Below are 21,938 nucleotides of genomic sequence, written 5' to 3'. Positions count from 1 at the left end.
CCAAACGCAAGCTACGTCACAAGTTACCTATGCGAGACGAGCGCTGTGAAGCGCTGCTCCAACCGTCTCCCTGGTGAAATTAGCGCTGTGGAACCACCCGATCCCATCCCGAACTCGGAAGTGAAACGCAGCTGCGCCGATGGTAGTGTGGCTCAAGCCATGCGAGAGTAGGTCATCGCCAGGGGCTTTACCCGAAACCCTCAGTCCAATAGGACTGAGGGTTTCTTTTTGTGCGAAATTCGGCCGCGAAAAGCCAAAGCCAAAGCCAAAGCCAAAGCCAGAGCTAAAGCCAAGCCAGAGGCAGAGGCAGAGCTGAAGCCGAGTAGCGCCACGGCAATCAGACACTCGGACGCTCCACTGGCGCAATCGAGCACCGTAACGAGACTGGGGCGACGAGCTGGATTTACTGCCGTTGGCCACCATATTGAATCGGTGTCGGTGCACCGCCGGCCTGGCCAATTGGAGACCTGCATGCCCGAGCTGCCCGAAGTCGAAACCACCTTGCGTGGACTGGCTCCGCATCTGGTCGGCCAACGCATCCATGGCGTCATCTTGCGACGCCCCGACCTGCGCTGGCCGATTCCTGAGCAGATCGAACGCTTGTTGCCCGGCGCGACCATTACCGATGTGCGTCGCCGGGCCAAATACCTGTTGATCGATACCGATGCCGGCGGCAGCGCGCTGCTGCATCTTGGAATGTCGGGAAGTCTGCGCGTGTTACCTGGCGATACCCCGCCGCGGGCGCACGATCATGTGGATATCAGCCTGGAAAATGGCCGTGTCCTGCGCTTCAACGATCCGCGTCGGTTTGGTTGCCTGTTGTGGCAGAGCGATGCACACGTGCACGATCTGCTGGCGGCACTCGGCCCGGAACCATTATCGGATGCATTTACTGGCGATTATCTGCATGCACTGGCGAGTGGCCGGCGCGCGGCAGTGAAAACCTTTCTGATGGATCAGGCGGTCGTCGTGGGCGTGGGAAATATCTATGCGGCAGAAAGCCTGCATCGCGCCGGAATCAGCCCATTACGCGAAGCGGGCAAAGTGTCATTGGACCGTTACCGGCGCCTGGCCACGGCGGTGAAAGACATCCTCGGCTACGCCATCCAGCGCGGCGGTACCACGCTGCGCGATTTCATCAGCCCGGACGGGGCGCTCGGTTACTTCGAGCAGGAACTCACGGTGTATGGGCGCGAGGGTGAAGCCTGCAAGCAGTGTGGACGTGTCTTGAAACACGCCACGATCGGGCAACGTGCGACGGTGTGGTGTAGTAATTGCCAGCGTTGAACGCCGGACAGATGACCCACGCTGATCGAAACACCAGCCTCCAGTTCTGCGTCAGCTACGACAGCTGGCCAGTAGCCCTCGGGTAACAGCAAACGGCGCGCTTGGAGTCACAGTGGCCGATTGCTTGATGGTGCGTTGCCGTGCATCGCGCCACAATCGTGACGTCCTGCGATTGGAGTCGTCCATGCCTGCCTCACTGCGCTACTTAATGCCGATCATGCTTGTGGGTGCATCAGCGTTGCCGCTGGCAACAGACACATACGCGGATGAGCTTGCGTCCAGCACCAAACCTGCAGTTGAGCGCATCCAGTTGCACAACGGAGTTGTTGAACTCAGTGCTACGCCCGCGTTCGGTGGGCGCGTGCTGTCCTTCAATTTGCGTGGACACCCCAACGTGTTGAAGACGGGTGAGGCAGTTGATCAGCAGCCCGCGCCAAAAGTATTCGCGACTGCCGGCGATATCCCGTATCTCGGCCACGATGTCTGGGTAGGGCCGCAGAGTCAGTGGTGGGTGCATCAACAGGTCAACCTCACACGTAAGGCGGCCACCGCGGTTTGGCCACCGGATCCGTATCTGTCATTGGCAACCACGCGTGCAGTCACACGTAGTGACGATCAACTGATCCTGGAAGGCGTGCCCAGTCCGGTCACCGGCGTGCAGCTACGCAAGCGCGTGGCTCTTGCATCCACGCGTGCCGATACCGTGGAGGTGGAAGCAATCGCTCGGAATATTCGCAAGGAGCCGATCGGCTGGGATCTGTGGTTCAACACGCGGGTCGCGGCGGGCACGCGCGTGTTCGTACCGGTGGCCGACGCGGCAGACATTCGCCTGCAGCCGCCGACAGAGGCCGGCACGGTTGCGCCGGCCTACCGGCATCAAGGCGGTGTGTTTGCATTACGTGCCGATGCACGACAGGACGGGCTGATTCAGCGCGGCAAGGTATTGTTGCAGCCTTCGGCAGGCTGGATGGCGGGCTTTGCGGGCGACCAGGTGTTGGTGATCCGCTTTGCGCACCAGCCGCTGTCGGCGATCCATCCGGAGCAAGGGCAGGTGGAACTGTATCTGGACGCGCCGCCGCAGCATCCCGAGCGCGGGCTGCTGGAAATGGAAGTGCACGCACCGTACCGGCAGCTGGCGCCGGGCGAGCGCATGCAGGCGAACGAGCAATGGACCTTGCTGCGCTACACCGGACCCGACGTGCAGCAGGCCCAACACCAGTTCCTGTGCAGCAAGGCTAAGGAGCTGCAGCTGACCAATGCGTGCGCGCCTTCGTCTGCCGCGCCCTGACCTCCGCATTCACCTCCGTGCCGAGCTGTGGCTATGATGGCGGCCATTCCCTGAGCAGACCGATGCGCATGCAACGACGCCACTTCCTGAAGAATGCCGCCGCCGCATTGGCCGCGCTCGGTTTGCCGGCGCTGCCGCAGTGGGCGTTGGCGGCCAAGGCCGTTGGTCTGCGTCGCTTGGGACAGCCGCAACCATTCGACTATGGCTGGCTCAAGGGGCAGGCGCGTGCGTTGGCCACGGCGCCTTACAAGAGCCATAAGCAGCTGCTTCCGGGGTCGCTGGAAGCATTGAACTGGGATCAGTACCAGTCGATCCGCTACCGCCAGGACCATGCACTATGGGCCGACGGCAACGGCAAGTTCCAGGCGAAGTTCTTCCATCTGGGGCTGTACTTCCATACCCCCGTGCACATCTACGACATCGTCGACGGCCAGGCGCAGCAACTGGCCTACGATCCGGCGGCGTTCGATTACGGCAGCAGCGGGCTGGGCGGCAAGCAGTTGCCCAAGGACCTGGGCTTTGCCGGGTTCCGTCTCAACACGCGCAAGGACACCGATCGCGATTTCTCGGCCTTCCTGGGCGCGAGCTATTTCCGTGCGGTCGGCAAGGAAGGCCAGTACGGGCAGTCGGCGCGCGGGCTGGCGATCGACACCGGTACCGGTGGGCCGGAGGAGTTCCCGGACTTCATCGCCTATTACCTGGAGCAGCCGGCCGACGATTCGAACACCGTGGTGGTGTACGGGCTGCTGGATTCGCCCAGCGTTGCCGGTGCGTATCGCTTTGCCATCACCAATGGCGAGGTGCTGGTGATGGAGATCGACAGCGCGCTCTACCCGCGCAAGACCATCGAGCGATTGGGGATCGGTCCGTGCACCAGCATGTACCAGGTCGGGGAAAACGATCGCCGCATGGACTGGGACTGGCGGCCGGAAATCCACGACACCGATGGCCTGGCGATGTGGACCGGCGGCGGCGAGTGGATCTGGCGGCCGTTGTGCAATCCGCCGCAGCTGCGCTTCAACATGTTCGTCGATGAGAATCCGCGCGGATTCGGCCTGCTGCAGCGCGATCGCAACTTCGACCATTATCAGGACGACGGCGTGTTCTACGAGAAGCGCCCCTGCCTGTGGGTGGAACCCAAGAACGGCTGGGGCAAGGGCTCGGTGCAGCTGGTCGAGATTCCGACCGTGGACGAGACCTTCGACAACATCGTGGCGTTCTGGAATCCGCAGGACAAGCCGCAGCCGGGGCAAGAGTTGCTGATGGGGTACCGGTTGTATTGGGGCGCGCATCCGCCGGCCAGCTCGCCGCTGGCGCACTGCGTGGCCACGCGCACCGGCCTGGGCGGCATCGTCGGGCAGAAGCGCAGCCATTTCTCGTGGCGGTTTGCGGTGGATTTTGCCGGGGGCGAACTGGCTGCGTTGGCCAAGGACCCGAAAGCCAAGGTCGAGGCCATTCTCCAGGTGTCGCGTGGCAGCACCGAGATCGTGTCGGCGCGTCCGCTGCATGAGCTCAAGGGCTATCGGGCGATGTTCGACCTGGTGCCGCCGGATGACAGTACCCGGCAGATCGATATCCGCCTGTTTCTGCGCGCCAACGGCAAGCCGCTGACCGAAACCTGGCTGTACCAGTGGACGCCGCCACCGGCGAGCGAGCGCAAGATCTACTAGCGCACAGGGACGTCGCGCGACCGATAAGGAAAGCGATTGTCAGGCAGGTGCGGATGGCGCAGTGACGACAGGCCGCCGATCTAGGATGTCGACCGCGGCTGCGTTGCAGCCGCACAGTCGCGGATGCGGCGCCCAGGCGCCTCGGACTCAGGCCGACGTCGAGCTGTTGACCAACTGCATGCGCGCACGCGGGCGCACGCAGGCCAGGTCCACCCGGAAGCAGGTGCCGTCCTTGCCGCTGAGGATGCGCAGTTCGCCCTGATGGGCCCGGGCGATCTGGGCGGCCATGTGCAGGCCCAGATCCACTTCGGGCAAGGCGCGTCCGCCGGTGTGCACATGGGTGGAGGCCTGCAACACGTCGAGCCGGCGTGGATCGATCCCGTCCAGATTGCAGACCTCAATGCGCAGGCGGCCCTGCTCGGTGACCGCGACCGCCTTGATCAGCGAACTCTGTTGCCCCTGCACCACGGCGTTGATCATCAGGCTGCCGAACATCTGTGCCAGGCGCACCGCATCGCCATGCACCGGCTCGTCGATGGCCACATGCGTGGACAGCACCTGGTTCGGATACGCGGCGCGGGTTTCATCGACAACCTGCGACAAGGCATCGAGCAGGTCGCTGCCGTTGCCGTAGTCCAGTTGCAGCCAGTCGCGTTCGATACCGCGCGCGAAATCGTTGGCGAAGTCGATCAGTTCTTCCATGCGCCGCAGGCTGCGCTGCATCGACCGGATCGCGCCGCCCTGGCGCTGGTTGAGCGGGTCGATCGCCAGCATGTCCACCACCGCATGCATGGACTGCAGCGGGTTGCGCAGATCGTGGCCAAGGATGCCGATGAACTCTTCGCGCAGGCGCGCGGAGGCGCCGATACGCCCCAGCTCGCTGCGTGCGCGCCGCGATTCCTGCGCGCTCTCTTCGGCACGCTGCTCGGCCTGGATCTGCGCTGCCAGCAGTTGCGCCAGCAGCTCGACCTTTTCCACCATCGGCGCGTCCATGACGCGCGGCAACGGGTCCAGCGCGCACAAGGTGCCGAACACGCTGCCGTCGTCAAACTTGATCGGCACCGACACATAGCTCTCGAAGCCGTACAGCCGCGGCGTGGGGTGGTCGCGGAAGACCGGGTGCTCGGAGGCATGGCCGAACCACAACGCGTTGCCCTGGGTACGCACGCTGTCGCAGAAAGTGGTGACCAGGGGCAGCTCGTCGCCGGGCGCCAGGCCGAACGACAGCTCGTCGCGGACCTGGCAGGTGATCCAGCGCGTATCGGTCACGCGCGCAACAGCCGCGAACCCCATGCCGGTCAGACGGGTGAGAATGGTCAGGACATCCGGGACCGACGATAGCCGGCCAACACGCGCGATATCTGCGCGTAACTCGGGAGGAAGCGGACCCATGAATTGCCTCCCGACAAGTGGATGGTCGCCAGTTTACAGGACTGTGGTTGCGCCTGGTTGCGCGCGGATCGCTGCAACGGCACCGCAACGATACGCCTGTTGATGTGTAGCGGAAATACAGCGGCGATCGAATGCCTGCAGGGGTTTATCGACGCATCACACGTGCATACCGGAGCAGCGCGTCAACGGCATTTCGGCTGAATTCTTCAGCCAGTTACCACGGCGGTTTACCTGCCCGATGGCGGGCAAATACCCGGCGCGGCAAGGCCGAATCATCCAGGAAGTGGCGTGTCGCGATCCGCGCATCAAGACCATCTGGCGGGATCGGGTCATGGCCGCCGCACAAGGACGGTATCTGTGCGTGGGCAAGGCTTCGTCGGGTGCGCAACCGCTTCGGCATGACGATGCCATTCTCACTGGGCGACATGCCGATGCCCGGTTTCGTAGAAGATCGGCATTGCCCGCGGCAGGCGACATTCTCGGCGTCGCGCTGCACCTCAGTCAGCGCGATGCCGTGGAGCGTTACGCGCCCGCCGGCGGCAGCGGCAGCGCGATCTGCAGCGGGTCGATGCGGCCTTCGCCACGCATGATCTTCTTGAACTCGGCGCGGCTGACCGACACGTAGCGCTCGTTGCCGCCGATCTCCACCTGCGGGCCGTCCTGCACCGCGTGGCCTTGCGCATCCACGCGCACGGTCATGGTGGCCTTGCTGCCGCTGTGGCAGATGGTCTTGATCTCCTCCAGCTCGTCCGCCCAGGCCAGCAGGAACTGGCTGCCCTCGAACAGCTCGCCGCGGAAGTCGGTCCGCAGGCCGTAGCACAGCACCGGAATGCGCAGGCGGTCGACCACCTCGCTCAACTGCCAGACCTGGCCACGGCTGAGGAACTGCGCCTCGTCCACCAGCACGCAATGCAGCGCGCCTTCGGCCTGGATGTCGCGTTCGATCAGTTGCTGCAACTCGGTGCCGCGATCGAAGGTGCGCCCGTCCGCGCGCAGGCCGATCCGCGAGGCCACCACGCCGCTGCCGGCGCGGTGATCGAGCTTGGGCGTGAGGATCAAGGTGCGCATGCCGCGTTCGCGGTAGTTGTGCGCCGACTGCAGCAAGGTGGTGGTCTTGCCGGCATTCATTGCCGAGTAGTAGAAATAGAGCTTGGCCATTGGTGGATTTTACCGGGCCGGGCGGCCGGCGGTGACAGCCATCTGCATGAACCGGCTGCGCAGGCCTGCCCGGCGCGGCGCCGGTACAATGGCCTGCTATGTTGGAAGCCTCTATGCACGGTCTCAATCCCCCGCAAAGCGCCGCAGTGCTGCACTGCGAAGGTCCCTTGTTGGTGCTGGCCGGTGCCGGCAGCGGCAAGACGCGCGTGATCGTGGAGAAGATCGCGCACCTGATCGCCACCGGCCGCTATCCGGCCAAGCGCATCGCCGCGATCACCTTCACCAACAAGTCGGCCAAGGAAATGCGCGAGCGTGTGGCCAAGCGCATCCGTGGCGATGGCGCCGATGGCCTGACCATCTGTACCTTCCACGCGCTGGGGCTGAAGTTCCTGCAGATCGAGCACGCCGCTGCCGGCTTGAAGCGCGGCTTTTCGATCTTCGATTCCGACGATGCCGCCGCCCAGATCAAGGACCTGATGCACGGCGCCAAGCCCGACGCGATCGAAGATGCCAAGAACCTGATCTCGCGCGCCAAGAACGCCGGCCTGTCGCCCGAACAGGCGATGGCGGCGGCACGCAGCAACCGCGAAAAGGAAGCCGCCAGCCTGTACGAGCGCTACCAGGCGCGGCTGACCACCTTCAACGCGGTGGACTTCGACGACCTGATCCGCCTGCCGGTGCAGATCCTGGAGGCCAACGAAGAGATCGTGATGGGCTGGCGCGAGCGCATCGGCTACCTGCTGGTGGACGAGTGCCAGGACACCAACGATGCGCAGTACCGGCTGCTGAAAATGCTGGCCGGGCCGCGCGGCAACTTCACCTGCGTGGGCGACGACGATCAGAGCATCTACGCCTGGCGCGGTGCCAATCCGGAAAACCTGCAGCAGATGGGCCGCGATTATCCGGCGCTGGAAATCATCAAGCTGGAACAGAATTACCGCTGCTCCAACCGCGTGCTGCGTGCGGCCAATGCCTTGATCGCGCACAACCCGCACGAGCACTTGAAGACCCTGTGGAGCGATCAGGCCGACGGCGAGCGCATCCGCGTGTGGGAATGCCGCGACAGCGAGCACGAAGCGGAAAAGGTCGCCGCTGAGATCTCGTTCCTGGGTACCGCCAAGCAGGTGCCGTGGAGCGATTTCTGCATCCTGTTCCGCGGCAATTTCCAATCGCGGCCGCTGGAAAAGGCGCTGCAGCTGCTGCGCGTGCCGTATCACCTGACCGGTGGCACCGCGTTTCTGGAGCGGCAGGAAGTCAAGGACGTGCTGTCGTGGTTGCGGCTGATCGTCAACCCCGAAGATGACGCAGCGTTTTTGCGTGCCGTGCAGTCGCCAAAGCGCGAGGTCGGAGCGACCTCGCTGGCGCGGCTGGCCGAGCTTGCCAGTGCGAAGTCGGTGCCTATGTCGCGCGCGGCCGAGTCGATGGGCGCGCTGCAGCACCTGCCGCCGCGTGCGGCCAATGGCCTGAGTGCGTTCACCGATATCCTGCGCGATATGCGCGAGCATTCGGCCAGGCTGCCGGCGGGGGAATTGGTGCGCATGCTGGCCGACAAATCCGGCCTGCTCAACGACCTGCGCAATCAGTCCAAGGACGAAACCGGCTTCCAGCGGCGCAAGCGCAATCTGGACGAGCTGGCCGAGTGGTTTGAAGGCGGCCCGCGTGGTGCAAGTGCCAGCGATCTGGCCGCGCAGCTGGCGTTGTTGTCGCGCAACGACAAGGACGATGGCGGCAACCAGGTACGCATGATGACCATGCACGCGTCCAAGGGCCTGGAATTCCGTTATGTGTTCATCGTCGGCTGCGAGGACGGCGTGCTGCCGCATGAAGTGAGCCTGGAAGAAGGCAACCTGCAGGAAGAACGCCGGCTGCTGTATGTGGGCATCACCCGCGCCAAGGAGCAGCTGTGGATGAGCCACAGCAAATTGACGCGCAAGTTCGGCGAGCATGTGCGGCTCAAGCCCAGCCGCTTCTTCGACGAGATCCCGGCCGAAGAATTGCAGCGCGATGGTGCCGACCCGGTGGCCGATGCCGAGCGCAAGAAAGAGCGCGCCAGCGCGGGCTTGGCGGCGATCCAGGCGTTGTTCGACTAGCGGTTGTTGCGTACCACGCAGGCTTGCCAGCGACCCGCCTGCACGGCAGTCTGGTTTGCCCTGATGCCGGAGTGCGCCGTGACTGTCGTGATCGAAACCCCGCGTTTGCGCCTGCGGACATTGGATCCCGAGCGCGATGCCGACGCCGTGCTGACGCTGGTCAACGACCCCGGCTTCATCGCCGGCATCAACGACCGCGGTGTACGTACCCGCGAGCAGGCACGTGATCATCTGCGTGAGTGGGCGCAGGCGCACCAGGAAAAATACGGCTTTGCGCACTGGGCGGTGGAGACGCGCGCCGAAGGGACGTTTGCCGGCACATTGGGGTTGTTGTGCCGCGATACCTTGCCGATGCCGCATATCGGCTTTGCACTGCTGCCCGAGCACCGCGGCAAGGGCTATGTCAGCGAGGCCGGGCGCGCAGTGCTGGACCATGCGCGCGATGTGCTGGGGTTGCCGCAGCTGTGCGCGATCGTGTCGCCGGACAATGCCGATTCGATTCGCGCGCTGGAAAAACTCGGATTGCAGCGGCAAGGCCTGCGCGTGTTGAGCCAGGAGGACCACCCGGTGCTGTATTACACGATCGCGCTCGCTCCGGCCGACATGGACAGCCGGGCAGGCCTGCGGCACCCTGGCGGCGACTCTCACCGCTGAACGCGGCCGACACAACGCAGCAAACAGTCGTCAGCGCGGCGGGCACGGCGCGCAGGTACTTCGGTGGACGAAGGGCGCAGCGACTCCGCACCGCACCTGCCTGGCGATGAGCGCCGTCGTTGTGTCCGTCGCCCCAACAAGGACACTTGCATGCCATTGCTGGTCAACGCCTATTCCACGCTGCGCGAGCCGTTGTGGCCGGATTTCCTGCCGCGCGCCGCCGTGCAGCACCGCGACCACGCCGATCCGGAATTGGCCACGCATCTGCATGGCTTCGTCGGCTACGTGAATCAGGCCGGCGACGGCCAGATGACCCAGCCGCGCTATCACCTGATGCGGCATGTGCAGCGTGTGCGCCAGCACTTCACCTTCGAGGTCGACGATGCGGCCTTCGGGGAATTGGCGCAGTGGGCCGAGCAGGCCAACGCGGTGTGTTTCCTGGCCGACGGTAGCGTGCGCGATCCGCATGGGCGGGTGCTGATCAGCCAGGGCGAGCCGGCGATCGATGAGCAGGCGCAGGTGCCGTATCCGCCGGATGCCTTGCAGCGGCGTGCGCAGCAACTCGCGCAGCTGACCGCGCAAGGCATCCGCGTGCCACCCAGCCTGCCGCCGGTGCCTGGCGAGGCCGAAGCACGGGTGCGCGATGCGGCGGCGGTGACGCAGCGCATGCTGGCGTTGTTTGCGGTGGCCTTGCGCGCGGAGATGCTGGCCGCCGGCGATACGCCACCGGCGTTGGAAGCGATGGACGCCCGCCTGCCCGGTGTGGCAGCGGCACTGTCGCCGCAGGAGCGCGCCTTTTTTGCCCAGCCTGCGCCGGAGCCCCAGCAGCTCGCCAACTTCGGCTGGCGCTACGAGAGCCTGGCCGTGCTGCAGTGGGCCCTGGGGCTGGCCGAGGCGCTGCCGGAGCCGACCGACCTGTGCGATGTACCCCTGGCCGCCCAGCGCGCGCTGGAGCATGCCGAAGCCGCGACGCGGCCGTCGCTGACGCTACGGCCGGTGCCCGAGCTGCTGGATGCGCTGGACCGGCACTTGCGCCTGCATTGGGCGGTGCGCCAGGCCGGCCAGAGCGAGCAACCGCCACCGGCCGGCATCGTGCCGGGCGTGGTCTACGAGCGTCACTACACCCTCAACTGGCTGCTGCACTTCGAAGACGCCGACTGGGACGAGGTGGATACGCCGACGTAAGCGGGCCGGCCGCAGGCTGCGCCGTCACTGCGCGGCCTGCGCGTCGTCTGGCGGTCTGGCCGGTCGTTGCGTGCTTTGCGCCCCGCGCAGGGGTCGATGTGAAGCGGGCATCTCCAGGTGCGGACCGTCGCGCTAGGCGCCAGCCGCCTCCAGGCGCGCCTGCACGGCGGCCAGCGCATCCTGCAGCTCGGCGACGGTGGCTTCCAGCGTTTGTACGCGCGCTTCCAGCTCGCTGCTGTCGGCGTTGCTGCGGGGGCCTGGCGCAGCGCGTGCCGCCGCGGCCTGCAACGCCTCCACATCCAGCTCGCCGCTGAGCAGATGCATGTAGCGGTCCTCGCGCTGGCCGCTGGCACGCGGCAGTTGCACCGCCAGGCCGCGCTGGATGAGCCGGTCCAGATGGTGGCGCACGTCGTCGGCATCGTTGAAGCGCGCCAACCGCTCGCTGCGCGCGAACAGTTCGCCCAGGGTTTGCGGGCCGCGCAACAGCAGCAGGCCGATCAGGGCGACCTGCTGGCGGGTCAGGTCCAGCACGCTGCCCAGCCGGTGCTCGTAACGCTCGGCGCGCGAGGAAAACTGCTGGCGGACCAGCCCCAGGGTTTCGAGTTGACGCAGGGCGTGATGCACCACGCCGGTCTGCAGGTTCAGCACCGGCTCGCGTGCGGTCTTCTGGTTGGCGGCCACCTGCGCGGCGTTGACCGTGAGCGGATACGCATCCGGCGTGGTCGCCTCTTTTTCGATCAGGCAGCCGAGCACGCGGGCCTGGGCGGTATCGAGGACGGGCGGGGAAGGTGCATCTGTCATGGGGGTGACTCCGGGGCAATCAGCGCACAAGGATATGCCGATCCTGCATCGGCATTCTTCAGGCCGCGATCCCATGCAGGGCAGCCAGAGCGGCAACGGCAGCGAAGACGCAGGCAGGCGCCGGGGCTGTCAGTCGTCGCAGGCGCATGAGGCACTCGCGCATCGCCAGCAAATGCCGCAGTGGCCACGTCGTCATGCGTGCGCACGTGCCGCTGCCCGCAGCACTGCCGTCGGCCGGAGCGGGCGGGGCGGCGCGAACCCGCTAAAATCGCGGTCTTCATTGCCGCTCCTGTCCTGGTAGATGCCATGCGCCCCTCGCTTTACGCCCCGTTGTCCCTGCTCGCCTGCACCGCGCTGGCCCTGAGCGCCTGCAAACCCGGCGACAAGGAGCTGGCGCAGCGCGCGCAGGACGCCGCCGTGTCCGCCAATGCGGCCGCCGGCGCCGCCGCAGCCAAGACTGCCACGCCGCCCGCAGCCGCCACCGCGCCGGCCGGCGACGACAACCTCAACGCGGTGTTGTGGATGCAGCGCTCGGAGGAATACCGCGCCGTGGCCGAGCAGACCTACCGCGCCGCTGCCGACAAGCTGGACGCTGCGCTGAAGCAGCCCAACTGGGACGCGCTGGTGCCCGAGGAACGCGGCAATGCCGCCACCGGGCTGAAGCCGGCGGTGGTGCTGGACGTGGACGAGACGGTGCTGGACAACTCGCCCTACCAGGCGCGCCTGCTGCGCGACGGCAAGGAATACGACGAGCTGAGTTGGGACCAGTGGGTGGCGGAGAAGAAGGCCACCGCGATCCCGGGCGTGGTGGATTTCGCCAAGGCCGCCAACGCCCGCGGCATCACCCTGGTCTACATCTCCAACCGCGCCGTGCATCTGAAGGACGCCACGCTGGCCAACCTGCGCAGCGTCGGGCTGCCGGTGGCCGATGACAGCGTGTTCCTGGGCCTTGGCACGGTGGTCCAGGGCTGCGAGCAGAACGGCAGCGAGAAGAACTGCCGGCGCCAGCTGGCCGGCCAAAAGTACCGCGTGCTGATGCAGTTTGGCGACCAGCTCGGCGACTTCGTGCAGGTCACCGCCAACACCGGCCAGGCGCGTGGCGCGCTGCTGCAGCAGTACCACGACTGGTTCGGCGAGCGCTGGTGGATGCTTCCCAACCCCAGCTACGGCGGTTGGGAGCCGGCGCAGTTCAACAACGATTACGCCCAGCCCTGGCAGCAGCGCCACGATGCCAAGCGCGCCGCGCTGGAGGTGGCCCGATGAGCCGCGCCCCGCTGCCGCTGGCCGCGCATGAGCGGCTGATCTTCGCGCTGGATGTGCCTGGCCACGACGAGGCGATCGCCTGGGTCGACCGCCTGGGCGAGTCGGTGTCCTTCTACAAGATCGGCATGGAGCTGCTGGCCTCTGGCGAGTACTTCCAGGTGCTCGACGCCCTGGCCAGGCGCGACAAGCGCGTGTTCGTGGACCTGAAGTTCTTCGACATCCCCGCCACCGTGGCCGGCACCATCCGCCGGCTGGCGCAGTGGCCGGTGAGCTATTGCACCGTGCACGGCTGGCACGCCGGCATGCTGCAGGCCGCCGCCGAGGCCAACCACGGCGACATGCGCCTGCTGGCGGTGACCGTGCTGACCTCGATGGGCCGGCCGGACCTGGCCGCGATGGGCATCGACCGCGAACCGGTGGAGGTGGTGGTGGAGCGCGCGCTGGCCGCGCAGGCCGCCGGCATCGACGGGGTAATCGCCTCCGGCCAGGAGGCCGGCCCGATCCGTAGCGCCACCGGCGTGGGGTTTTCAATCGTCTGCCCCGGCATCCGCCCCGGCGGCCCGGTCGGCGACGATCAGCAACGTACCGTGGGTGTGGCGCAGGCCTTCCACGACGGCGCCGATGCCATCGTGGTCGGCCGGCCGATCCGCCTGGCTGCCGATCCGGCCGCTGCGGCGAATGCGATCCAGGCAGGAATCCAGGCAGTGCTGCGAGCGGAGCAGCACTGACGGAGCATGGGGATAGCGCACGCCGCACGCGGCGCAAGCAAGCAAAATCAATAAGTTAAAGCGATAGAATTAAAGTGTTGCTTTAACGTTAAAGCCTGCGTACGATGCCCCTCGTCCGATGTCAGTCGGAAGCTGTGCCACTCATTGTCCACCGGGCTTGTCCCGGTTTTCGAAGGGATCGGGCCTTGTGCCCGGTCCTTTTTTTTGCCTGCCGATCGGCGACTGCGCCGGCGGTGCCGTCGCTCAACGCGGCGCCGTTGCCTTGCAGTAGCGATCAATGAACTGCTGGTGGGTCGGCATGACGTCCACGCAGTGGCCGATGGTCTGCGCCACGCTGGCCAGGAAGCGTTCGGCGTCGTGATTGGGCACCTGGTCCACCAATGGGTGGTAGCCCTGCGGCAGGATGCCCTGGCCGACCATCACCTGCACCCAGCTGATCTCGGCGAACATCTCCTCGGCATTGCGATAGAAGCGCCCGCTGTCGCGGAACAGGTCCAGCGTGGTCTGTAGCTCCGGGGTGATCGGCATCGTGCGGCAGTGGCGCCAGAACGTGCTGTCGTCGCGCTCGGTGGCGTGGTAATGCAGCACCAGGAAATCGCGGATGCGGTCGAACTCGAACGCCAGCCGGTCGTTGTAGCGCTGCACCAGCACCGGGCTGATGCCCTCGCGCGGAAACAGCTCCAGCAGCCGGGAAATGCCGGCCTGGATCAGGTGGATGCTGGTCGATTCCAGTGGCTCCAGAAAGCCGCTGGCCAGGCCCAGCGCCACCACATTGCGGTTCCAGAACTGCTTGCGCCGCCCGGTGGTGAAGCGCAGCGGGCGCGGGTCGGCCAGCGGCTTGCCCTCCAGGTTGGCGAGCAGCGTGGCGGCGGCTTCGTCGTCGCTGATGTGCGCGCTGGAATACACATAGCCGTTGCCGGTGCGGTGCTGCAGCGGGATGCGCCACTGCCAGCCGGCCGCGCGCGCGGTGGAGCGCGTATACGGCGTGGGCGGGCCGACGTTTTCGCTCGGCACCGCCAGGGCGCGGTCGCAGGGTAGCCAATGGGTGAAGTCGTGGTAGCCGGTGTGCAGCGCTTCTTCGATCAACAGCCCGCGGAAGCCGGAGCAGTCGATGAACAGGTCGCCGCTGACGACCTGCCCGGAGGCCAGCTGCAGCGATTGCACGTGGCCACTGTCCGCATGCAGCTGCACCTGCTCGACCAGGCCTTCGATACGGGTGACGCCGCGCTGTTCGGCGTAAGTGCGCAAGAAGCGCGCGTACTGCGTGGCGTCGAAGTGATATGCGTAGGCGATATTGGCCAGCGGCGAATTGGCCGGCACATCGCCGGCCGAGGTCATGAACTTGCCGCGCACCGCGGCCACGGTGTTGAGCGTATAGGCACCCAGCGGCTGCGCCTTGCCGCGCGCGTGCTGCTTGATCCAGTACTGGTGGAACGGCAGCAGCCCGAGCGGGTGCCCGATCTGGGTGCCGAAGCCATGGATGTACGACGTGCCGGGCCGCTGCCAGTCGACGAACTCGATGCCGAGCTTGAAGCTGCCCTGGGTCTGGCGGACGAACTCGGCTTCGTCGATGCCGAGCAGGTTATTGAAGGCCTTGATGTGCGGCACGGTGGCCTCGCCGACGCCGACGGTGCCGAGCTGTTCGGACTCAATCAGCTGCACCTTGAAGCCGGGGCCAAGCACGCGCGCGAAGGCCGCGGCGGCCATCCAGCCAGCGGTGCCACCGCCGACGATGACGATGTTGCGGAGGGGAGCGGGGATCATGGAAGTCCGGTCCTGAGAAGAAGAGAAGCCGCCAACAAAACGTCTGTGGTCATTGCCAGGCGGTTGCAATCGATACACGGGACAACATGCACCACGTGCACACCGTTACGTCGCAAGTGTGTGATGCCCAACAGACGACTGCCCGCTATGTTTTGTTCGCCACTCTGAAACTGACAGGCGAACGGGGCCACGCGGCCCCGTTCGACTCACGCGCATGCAGGCGCATGCGCGTGCACGTTGCAGTGGATCAGAACTTTGCACCCACTTCGAAAATCACGCTGCGTGGCACGTAGCCGATCTCGCCGTCGTTGACCACGGTGATGTCCGGCTCCAGCCGACCATTACTGCCGAAGCTGTTGTACTGGTACTGGGTGAAGTTCTTGAAATCGAACACATTGAGCACGTTCACCCGTGCGGTCAGCTTGAAGTCGCCAGCCACGGTGAAGTCCTTGGTGGCCTGCAGATCCACGGTGCGGTAGCCCCAGATCTTGCCGCCCAGCAGGAACTTGCCGTTGCCCGGCGGAGTGACGCCGATCTGCTGGCAGGTGCCGCCATCGGGATCGGTGAAGCCGTAGCAGGCAATCGTGTTGATCGGCTCGGGCGTTGCCAGCACCAGCTTGGCGCCGAAGGTGACGCCCCACGGACCATCCAGCGAGCCGGAGGCCACGAAGCGGTGCGCCGAGACCGCATCGGACTTCACGAACGGATAGTCGCGGATGGTGGCCTTGTCGAATGCAAACGGCTCGTCGATGTTGCGGTTCTGGCGCGCGCTGGTATGCGTGTACGCCAGGTTCAAGCCCCAACCCGATTCCTTGGTGTAGGGCTTTTCGGCCGACAGCAACACCTGGCTGCTGCGCTGCTCCAGACCGTTGTTGCCGATGATGGTGTTGCGATAGCCCGGCACCGGCTCGCCCCACGGCACGCCGCCGTTGGCATCGAAGTACGCGCCGTTCGGATAGCGGTTGACCAGGCTCATCACCAGCCCGTCGTAGGACAGGATCCGCTGGAAGGTGACATCGGTCAGCCAATCGCCGACCTGGTTGCTGATGCCGATGCTGTACTGGTCGCTGTACGGGGTCTTGAGCTTGTTCTTGAACATGAAAAGCTCGGAGCTGTCGCTGGTGCCGGGGATCGTGTTGAGCTGATCGATGCCGGTGAGAAACGCCGGATTCCAAGGCGCACAGGCGCGGTCGTCGCGGAAGCAGCCCTGGCCGCTGGCGGCATCGCTGAAGTACACCACTACCGGCGACAGCGCGGCCTTGACCGATTCCAGCGCGAGCTGTTCGAACAGGTTGCGGTCGTAGGAACGGCCCGCACCACCGTGGATCACTGCCGCCTCATCGCCGAACAGGTCGTAGGAGAAGCCCAGACGCGGTGCCCAGGCGTCCTTGAAGTTCTTGCGGTTGTTGCCGGTGCTGATGTAATCGGCCACGTTGACGCCGCTGGGCAGCAGGCGGTTGGCCCATGGCTGGCCGGGGTTTTCCGGATCGTCGGAATACAGCGCATTCACGAACGGCTGCGAGGTCACGAAGTCGGTGTAGGCCGGGGTGTCTTCGTAGTCGTAGCGCACGCCGATGTTGATCATCAGCTTGTCGGTGGCGGCCCAGTCGTCCTGCAGATAGATGCCGTACTGCTTGGACGGCGACTCGACCACCGGCAGCTGGCCGGGGTTGTCGAACGCACGGATGTAGCGCACCTGGAACGGCACCGGAGCCACCCCGTTCTGGCCGACTTCATAGCTGAACTGAGGATTGAGCGAGCTCGATTCGCGCGAGGTCAGCTTGATGTCGCGGTAGGTCACACCGGTCTTGATGGTGTGCTCGCCATGCCACTGCAGTGCGTTGAAGGTCAGATCGTTCTGGAACGACCAACCCTTCTGGCTACGCAACTTGAAGTCTTCGCCACTGGCGGCGCCGGTGTTGAGGAACACCCACTGGCGCGGATCGGCCTGGGTGCGGTCGATGTAGGTGTAGATGGAACCGTTGCCCACACCGCGCGGCGTCGGCACATTGCGCGAATCTTCGGTGGTGAGGATGGCTTCGTTGAACCAGCTGTCGGCACTGTGCTGCCAACGCAGGCTGGTGCGCTTGTCCTTGTTGATCTTGTCCACCGCGCGGTCGGGTGCGTTCTGGCCGCCCACATTGCTGACCTGGGTTTCGTCGCGATACTGCGTGGCCAGCTCGATGCGATCATTGTCGGTCGGTTCGAAGTCGATCTTGCCGAAATACAGATCTTCGGTGAACGGCATGTTGGACGCGCCGTACTGGTCGCGCAGGTTCGACGGCAGCAGGCCGATGAATGGCGCCGCTTCGGCACTGGGCTGCACGCTCTTGGGCGCGACATTGTCCTTGCCTTCGTAGGCGAAGAAGAAATGCATGCGGTCCTGGATCAGCGGGCCGCCGATCGCAAAACCATATTCCTTGGTCTGCGAATCGACCTTGCCATCGGCTTCGTCCGGGCGTTGCTTACGCAGGTCCTGATTGGTGAAGCGGTAGAACGCTTCGCCATGGAACTCGTTGGTGCCGGACTTGGTCGCCGCAGTGATCGCCGCGCCGCTGATCTGGCCGTATTCGGCCTTGTAGTTGGAGGTGATGACCTTGTATTCGCCGATCGCCAGCTGCGGGAACGGGTTGCCCTGGGTCTCGTCCTGGCCGGCGATGCCGCCGCCGGAAACGTAGCTCTTCTGGCTCACGCCGTCGATGTACAGATTGCTGGAGCTGGCGTTGGACGCACCGCCGCGCAGCTTGGTGTTGCCGTCCTGGTCGATGGTGAACACCATGCCCGGCACGGTGTCGGCGAATTCCAGGAAGTTGCGCGTGGCCTGTGGCAGCTGCTGGATCTGGCGCAGCGACACCGTGTTGCCCACCTCGGAGGTCTTGACGTCGCGAATCATCGGCGCGCTGACCGTCACCGTGTCCAGTGTGGTCGCGTCGCCGGCGGGCGCCGCGGCCGCCTCGATGCCGAGATCGACGGTGGCGCTGGAGGCCACCGACAGGGTCACCGTGCGGCTGGCGCCATTGGATTCGACCTTGTAGGTGCCCGGCTGCAGACCGACGATGGTGTAGTTGCCGTTGGCATTGACCGGTGCGCGTCGCACCGAGCCAGTGGCAAGGTTGGTGACGACGACCTCGCTGCCGCTCTGTGCGGAAGCGACCTGTCCGCGCAACGTGGCGTTGCTGGACTGGGCCATGGCCGGGGTGGTGGCGAACAACGAGGCAGCCAGGGCGCAGCACAACAGGCTACGTGCCGGCAGGGTGGAGACGGTGCGGTGAGTCTTCATGACTTTCCCCCTCCCAGGGGTAAAGCGCGAACCAGTGAAGTGACTGGCGCGTCGAGGTTGGTGCTTGGTGTGGATGGAACGGGTACAGCGGGCAACAAACAAACAGCAGGGACGGCAAACACAGCAAAAACGGTCGCCAACCGGAGCGTGCCATCTGCGGCATCGCGCGCATCGCGCGTCGCGCCGCAGCAACACACCTCAATCGGGACGATGCAACAAGCCTGCGGCCGGCCCCTCCCCATTGCCGTGGGGCCGATGCAGCTTAGGCAGCGGGTGCGGTACCGGCGCCGAGACGCCGGATGCCGCCAACGCAGCCGTTACCAGATGATGCGTGCGCTCATGAATAAGGTCCGTGGCGGAGTGGACATCGCGCCGTACTGGTTGATGCTCACGCGCGGGTCATACACGCCGGCACTGCCCCAGTCGATGCTGTACTGATCGTAGTTGCGGAAGTTCAGCGCATTGATCAGATCGCCGCGCACCTGCACCGTCACCGCATCGGTGATGTGCATGTCCTTGGACAACGACAAGTCCAGCTGGCGGGTGCCGAAGATGTCGCCGCCGGCGATGAACTTGCCGCCGGGTGCATCCACCGAGACCACGCGGATATTGTCCGAACTCGGGCCGCCGTACTGGTCGTAGGAGATCGCCTCGTTGCGCGGCGGCACCGTGGCCAGGGTCAGCTTGGCCGAGCCGCTGATGCCCCAGAACAGGTCGTAGATGCCGGTAAGCACCAGGCGGTGGCGCGGCACCGCATTGAGATCCAGGAACGGGTAGTCGGCAATGGTGGCCGCATCGAATCCGTAGCGATCGTCGTTGCCGCGATTGCCGCGCGCACGCGAGAAGGTGTAGGCCGCGGTCAGGCCCCAGCCGCTCTCCTGCGTATAGGCCTTGTCCGCCGACAGCAGCAACTGGCCGGTTTTGGTCTCCACGCCGTTGTTGCCGATGATCAGGTTGCCGAAGCCCTGCGGCCGCTGCTCGAACGCCTGAGCGCCGTTCTGGAAGAAATCGCCGTTGGCATAGCGGTTGCCCAGGGTGAAGATGAAACCGTCCTTGCTATGGATATACGACAGCGTGGCCGAGGTGTTCCACTCGCCCAGCTGGGTGCGCAGGCCCAACGAATACTGGTCGGCATACGGCGTCTTCAGATCGTTGTTGAGCAGGTCGATTTCGCCATTGCGCACGCGCGCATCGACCAGGTTGGCCAGGCTGTCGGGATTGCTCACATAGGTCGGATCGAAGGCGGTGCAGGTACCCGGCGCCGGGACACAATTGGTGGGCCCGGCAAAGCGGATCGTGTACTGCGCCAGCGCGGATTTGATCTGCTCCAGGCCCATCACGTCGAACAGGTTGCGGTCGTAGCTGCGGCCGGCACCGCCGAACAGCACCAGCGACTCGTCGCCACGGAAGTCGTAGGAAAAGCCCAGGCGCGGCGCGAAGTTGTTGTTGTCCTGTTTGCGGTTGCGGCCGTTGCTGATGTAGTCGTTGATGTCCACCCCGCCCTTGGCCAGTTGCTCGGCGTAGGTGGCGCTCACGGCCGGATCGGTGCCGGGGCCGTTCAAGGCCGCCACCACTTCCGGCGGGGTCACGTTGTCCAGGTACGAGGGAATCTTTTCGCCATCCCAGCGCACGCCGATATTCAACTGCAGCTTGTCGTTGACGTCCCAATCGTCCTGGATGTACAGGCCCAGCTGCTTGCTGGTGGTGGTCACCGACGGTGCGGCACCGGCGAACGGCAGGTTGAAGCGCACCTGGTAGGGAATGGCCGAGGTGCCCGCGCCATCGCCCACCGCGTAGTAGAACGACGGGTTGGCCGCAGAGTTCTCGCTCTGGGTCAGCTCCACTTCCTTGTACTTCACGCCCATCTTGATGACGTGGTTGCCGTGCCACTCCAGGTTGTTGAAGGTCAGGTCGTTCTGGAAGCTGGGGCCTTTCTGGCCCTTGCGCTGGATCGCCAGGCCGCTGGTAGCGCCGTCGTTGAGCAGCACGTCGTCTTCGGCGATGCCGCGCGTGTACACGCTCTGGCTACCCACGGTGTAGGCGGTGGGATTGAACAGCACGTCTTCATAGGACACGCGCGCTTCGTTGACGTAGCGCTCGCCGTAGTGCTGCCAGCGCAGGTCGAAGCGCTTTTCGGTGTTGAGGTTGATCTTGGAGGCGATCGCGGTGGTCTGGCCGCCGACGCTGTCGCGGCTTTCCTCGTCGCGGTACTTGCCGGTGAGCTCCAGGCGGTCGTTCTCGCCGATGTCCCAGTCGACCTTGCCGAAGTACAGGTCTTCGTTGAACGGGCGGGTGACCGAGCCGAGCCGGCTCTGCACGCCGGCCGGCAGGTCGTCGCTGAGCGCGCTGAAGCGATCGGGCACGGCCACCGGATCGGCCGAGACCTCGAAGCCCTTGCCTTCGTAGCTGAAGAAGAAATGCGCCTTGTCCTGCACGATCGGCCCGCTCAGCGCAAAGCCGTATTCGTCCTGGTGGGTCTTGCGCTTGCTGCCATCGGAGTTGGGCGCGCCGGCGCGTTCGTCGGGTTGGCGCGCGCGGAAATCGGTATTGCTGGTGCGCCCGAAGATCTCGCCGTGGAACTCATTGCCGCCGGACTTGGTCGAGGCCACGATCGCCGCCGAACCGACCTGGTCGAACTCGGCCTTGTAGTTGGAGGTGATGACCTTGTACTCACCGATGGCCAGCTGCGGGAACGGGTTGCCCGCGCTCTGCTCCTGCCCGGACACGCCGCCGAACAGGTAGCTCTTCTGACCGACGCCGTCGATGTAGACGTTCACCGCCGAGCTGCCCTGCGCGCCGCCGCGGATCTGGCTGTTGCCGTTGGAGTTGGTCTCGAACTGCATGCCCGGCACGGTGTCGGCGAACTCCAGGAAGTTGCGCGTCAGCTGCGGCACGGTGCTGATCTGCTTCAGCGACACGTTGGTGCCCACTTCGGAGGTCTTGACCTCCTGCAGCGTGGTGGCGGTGACCTGCACCGCATCCAGCGTGGTGGCATCGCCGGCAGGCGCCGCGGCCGCGCCGCCGCCCAGGTTCAAGGTGACCGACGAGGCCACCGACAGGGTCACGGTCTGCTCGCTACCGGGGCCGGCATCCACCTTGTAGGTGCCCGGGGGCAGGCCGACCAGCGCGTAGCTGCCGTCGGCGCCGGTGGGCACGCGCCGGACGGCGCCGCTGGCCACATTGGTCGCGGTCACGGTGGTGCCGGCCTGCGCCGCCGCGACCTGGCCGCGCAAGGTCGCATTGCTGGACTGGGCCATGGCCGGGGTGCTGGCCAGCAACGAGGCGGCAAGGGCGCAGCACAACAGGCTGCGCGCCGGCAGGGTGGAGACGGTGCGGTAATTCTTCATGACTTTCCCCCTCCCAGGGGTAAAGCGCGAA

The 21,938-nt window shown here is 65.5% G+C and carries 14 protein-coding genes and 1 rRNA gene; 9 read left to right on the top strand and 6 right to left on the bottom strand.

All coding sequences use genetic code 11. From position 1 onward, the window contains the following. The first annotated feature begins 69 nt into the window (after positions 1–69). From rrf to AC1PLA_RS20655, 4 genes are all read left to right on the top strand, one after another. Positions 70–184 (top strand): 5S ribosomal RNA (gene rrf, locus AC1PLA_RS20670). A 287-nt stretch (positions 185–471) separates the two neighbouring features. Next, positions 472–1,287: a bifunctional DNA-formamidopyrimidine glycosylase/DNA-(apurinic or apyrimidinic site) lyase gene (gene mutM / locus AC1PLA_RS20665; protein WP_481106243.1), complete on the top strand. Its 816-nt coding sequence runs from the start codon at positions 472–474 to the stop codon at positions 1,285–1,287. 184 nt (positions 1,288–1,471) lie between these two features. Continuing rightward, complete coding sequence (locus AC1PLA_RS20660; protein ID WP_481105267.1) at positions 1,472–2,575, top strand: DUF4380 domain-containing protein; 1,104 nt, start codon at positions 1,472–1,474, stop codon at positions 2,573–2,575. Positions 2,576–2,643: 68 nt separating this feature from the next. Further along, a complete protein-coding gene (locus tag AC1PLA_RS20655; protein ID WP_104569608.1) occupies positions 2,644–4,245 on the top strand; it encodes an OpgD/OpgG family glucan biosynthesis protein in 1,602 nt (533 codons plus the stop codon). Between the two features lie 147 nt (positions 4,246–4,392). Here the strand turns inward: AC1PLA_RS20655 and AC1PLA_RS20650 are convergent, their stop codons facing one another. Then, on the bottom strand, positions 4,393–5,637 hold the full coding sequence (locus AC1PLA_RS20650; RefSeq protein ID WP_024937659.1) for a GAF domain-containing sensor histidine kinase: 1,245 nt from the start codon (positions 5,635–5,637) through the stop codon (positions 4,393–4,395). Between the two features lie 522 nt (positions 5,638–6,159). After that, on the bottom strand, positions 6,160–6,795 hold the full coding sequence (locus AC1PLA_RS20645) for a thymidine kinase (RefSeq protein ID WP_349780237.1): 636 nt from the start codon (positions 6,793–6,795) through the stop codon (positions 6,160–6,162). 113 nt (positions 6,796–6,908) lie between these two features. On the opposite strand from AC1PLA_RS20645, the gene rep reads away from it, so the two are divergent. From rep to AC1PLA_RS20630, 3 genes are all read left to right on the top strand, one after another. Then, a complete protein-coding gene (gene rep / locus AC1PLA_RS20640; RefSeq protein WP_024937657.1) occupies positions 6,909–8,885 on the top strand; it encodes a DNA helicase Rep in 1,977 nt (658 codons plus the stop codon). Between the two features lie 63 nt (positions 8,886–8,948). Next, the gene (locus tag AC1PLA_RS20635) at positions 8,949–9,539 is read left to right on the top strand and encodes a GNAT family N-acetyltransferase (RefSeq protein WP_349780238.1); all 591 of its coding nucleotides are present in this window, start codon (positions 8,949–8,951) and stop codon (positions 9,537–9,539) included. 150 nt (positions 9,540–9,689) lie between these two features. Then, positions 9,690–10,724 (top strand): DUF4272 domain-containing protein, encoded by a 1,035-nt coding sequence (locus AC1PLA_RS20630; protein ID WP_104544535.1) that lies wholly within the window; start codon positions 9,690–9,692, stop codon positions 10,722–10,724. A 132-nt stretch (positions 10,725–10,856) separates the two neighbouring features. Here AC1PLA_RS20630 and AC1PLA_RS20625 read toward each other — a convergent pair whose 3' ends face one another. Next, entirely contained in the window at positions 10,857–11,525 is a 669-nt protein-coding gene (locus AC1PLA_RS20625; protein ID WP_047127679.1) for a YceH family protein, read from the bottom strand. 306 nt (positions 11,526–11,831) lie between these two features. Here AC1PLA_RS20625 and AC1PLA_RS20620 point away from each other — a divergent pair, with 306 nt between their 5' ends. Together AC1PLA_RS20620 and pyrF are read left to right on the top strand one after the other, a co-directional pair. Then, on the top strand, positions 11,832–12,788 hold the full coding sequence (locus tag AC1PLA_RS20620; RefSeq protein ID WP_104623959.1) for a 5'-nucleotidase, lipoprotein e(P4) family: 957 nt from the start codon (positions 11,832–11,834) through the stop codon (positions 12,786–12,788). Then, the gene (gene pyrF / locus AC1PLA_RS20615; RefSeq protein WP_349780239.1) at positions 12,785–13,516 is read left to right on the top strand and encodes an orotidine-5'-phosphate decarboxylase; all 732 of its coding nucleotides are present in this window, start codon (positions 12,785–12,787) and stop codon (positions 13,514–13,516) included. The genes AC1PLA_RS20620 and pyrF overlap by 4 nt, the downstream gene beginning before the upstream one ends. 243 nt (positions 13,517–13,759) lie before the next feature. Here the strand turns inward: pyrF and AC1PLA_RS20610 are convergent, their stop codons facing one another. The 3 genes from AC1PLA_RS20610 to AC1PLA_RS20600 all read right to left on the bottom strand — a co-directional run bounded on the left by AC1PLA_RS20610 (position 13,760) and on the right by AC1PLA_RS20600 (position 21,907). After that, entirely contained in the window at positions 13,760–15,280 is a 1,521-nt protein-coding gene (locus tag AC1PLA_RS20610; protein WP_349780240.1) for a tryptophan halogenase family protein, read from the bottom strand. A 247-nt stretch (positions 15,281–15,527) separates the two neighbouring features. Next, the gene (locus AC1PLA_RS20605; protein ID WP_481105266.1) at positions 15,528–18,560 is read right to left on the bottom strand and encodes a TonB-dependent receptor domain-containing protein; all 3,033 of its coding nucleotides are present in this window, start codon (positions 18,558–18,560) and stop codon (positions 15,528–15,530) included. 317 nt (positions 18,561–18,877) lie between these two features. Then, complete coding sequence (locus tag AC1PLA_RS20600) at positions 18,878–21,907, bottom strand: TonB-dependent receptor (protein ID WP_039520886.1); 3,030 nt, start codon at positions 21,905–21,907, stop codon at positions 18,878–18,880. Between the last annotated feature and the right edge of the window lie 31 nt (positions 21,908–21,938).

Source organism: Xanthomonas sp. NCPPB 1826 (assembly GCF_056725285.1).
This window is presented reverse-complemented; position numbering and strand designations above follow the sequence as displayed.

Bases quoted from the DNA above. Each gene is read 5' to 3' on its own strand.
- mutM (WP_481106243.1), top strand. From the start codon at position 472: ATGCCCGAGCTGCCCGAAGTCGAAACCACCTTGCGTGGACTGGCTCCG.
- AC1PLA_RS20660 (WP_481105267.1), top strand. From the start codon at position 1,472: ATGCCTGCCTCACTGCGCTACTTAATGCCGATCATGCTTGTGGGTGCA.
- AC1PLA_RS20655 (WP_104569608.1), top strand. From the start codon at position 2,644: ATGCAACGACGCCACTTCCTGAAGAATGCCGCCGCCGCATTGGCCGCG.
- AC1PLA_RS20650 (WP_024937659.1), bottom strand. From the start codon at position 5,637: ATGGGTCCGCTTCCTCCCGAGTTACGCGCAGATATCGCGCGTGTTGGC.
- AC1PLA_RS20645 (WP_349780237.1), bottom strand. From the start codon at position 6,795: ATGGCCAAGCTCTATTTCTACTACTCGGCAATGAATGCCGGCAAGACC.
- rep (WP_024937657.1), top strand. From the start codon at position 6,909: ATGCACGGTCTCAATCCCCCGCAAAGCGCCGCAGTGCTGCACTGCGAA.
- AC1PLA_RS20635 (WP_349780238.1), top strand. From the start codon at position 8,949: ATGCCGGAGTGCGCCGTGACTGTCGTGATCGAAACCCCGCGTTTGCGC.
- AC1PLA_RS20630 (WP_104544535.1), top strand. From the start codon at position 9,690: ATGCCATTGCTGGTCAACGCCTATTCCACGCTGCGCGAGCCGTTGTGG.
- AC1PLA_RS20625 (WP_047127679.1), bottom strand. From the start codon at position 11,525: ATGACAGATGCACCTTCCCCGCCCGTCCTCGATACCGCCCAGGCCCGC.
- AC1PLA_RS20620 (WP_104623959.1), top strand. From the start codon at position 11,832: ATGCGCCCCTCGCTTTACGCCCCGTTGTCCCTGCTCGCCTGCACCGCG.
- pyrF (WP_349780239.1), top strand. From the start codon at position 12,785: ATGAGCCGCGCCCCGCTGCCGCTGGCCGCGCATGAGCGGCTGATCTTC.
- AC1PLA_RS20610 (WP_349780240.1), bottom strand. From the start codon at position 15,280: ATGATCCCCGCTCCCCTCCGCAACATCGTCATCGTCGGCGGTGGCACC.
- AC1PLA_RS20605 (WP_481105266.1), bottom strand. From the start codon at position 18,560: ATGAAGACTCACCGCACCGTCTCCACCCTGCCGGCACGTAGCCTGTTG.
- AC1PLA_RS20600 (WP_039520886.1), bottom strand. From the start codon at position 21,907: ATGAAGAATTACCGCACCGTCTCCACCCTGCCGGCGCGCAGCCTGTTG.